The 1,033-nt window shown below is 60.9% G+C and carries 1 protein-coding gene; it reads left to right on the plus strand.

The genetic code is table 11. The annotated features are described in order from the left end of the window. Positions 1-578 precede the first annotated feature (578 nt). The gene (locus XANALMUS060_RS22575; RefSeq protein ID WP_045739475.1) at positions 579-881 is read left to right on the plus strand and encodes a hypothetical protein; all 303 of its coding nucleotides are present in this window, start codon (positions 579-581) and stop codon (positions 879-881) included. Positions 882-1,033 lie beyond the last annotated feature (152 nt).

A 1,033-nucleotide genomic window follows, 5' to 3' on the forward strand; every position in this document is an offset into this window, starting at 1 on the left:
GCAACGCGGGTACGGATGGAGTACGCCGACCGACAGGACACGTTGGTTGGTCCAGTCCGAGGTCCGCCGCCTACATGCATTGGCGAGGGTTTGTGCCGTGATCACCACGATCTGGATGCGCTGTTCGTGAGGTACGGCGGCCAGCCATGACTGACTTACTGGTCGCCCGCAATCTGGTGCAGGGCAATCCGTTCGCGAGCGGTTTACGCCAGGTCATCGGAGGTGTCCTCACAACCTGACTGACTTACTGGTCGCCCGCAATCTGGTGCAGGGCAATCCGTTCGCGAGCGGTTTACGCCAGGTCATCGGAGGTGTCCTCACAACCTCCCGTCTTGCATGTAAACCCGATCTGCTGCGCTTTGACGCCTGCTGTCCGATACCCGATGCGACAACAACACAGCAGAGCTCTTTCGCGCACTGCTGTGATGCCCGCGCGCACGAACTGCTCGATGCACATGCGCGGCTGCACGTGATGTGGTCCGGTGGGATCGACTCGACCGTGGCGCTGGTCGCTTTGCTCAAAGCGTTGCCCGGCAACGAACTCGACCGGCTCACTGTGTACCTGTCGAGCCACAGCATTGCCGACCGAGAATCCTGGGTTCTACCAGGCCCACATCGCCGGTAGGCTGTCCGTCGAACGCACCGTCGGCAAAGTCGGGCTGTACGACGAAGTAGTGGTCACCGGAGAGCTCGGTGACCAGTTATTCGGGTCCGACCTGATGTTAGAAGCCACGCGGCGATTTGGGTTTGAAAGCCTGGCACAGCCACATGCCCTGGTCCTACCTCGTCTGTTCGGCAGCATCGCCGCAAACGAGCAGACCGGTACCGCGCTCTATCAACGCTACGCACCAATCGCCGAGGAAGCTCCCTACCCATGTTAGAAGCCACGCGGCGATTTGGGTTTGAAAGCCTGGCACAGCCACATGCCCTGGTCCTACCTCGTCTGTTCGGCAGCATCGCCGCAAACGAGCAGACCGGTACCGCGCTCTATCAACGCTACGCACCAATCGCCGAGGAAGCTCCCTACCCTCTG

It is taken from the genome of Xanthomonas sp. MUS 060 (genome assembly GCF_000963215.1).
Lineage (GTDB): Bacteria > Pseudomonadota > Gammaproteobacteria > Xanthomonadales > Xanthomonadaceae > Xanthomonas_A.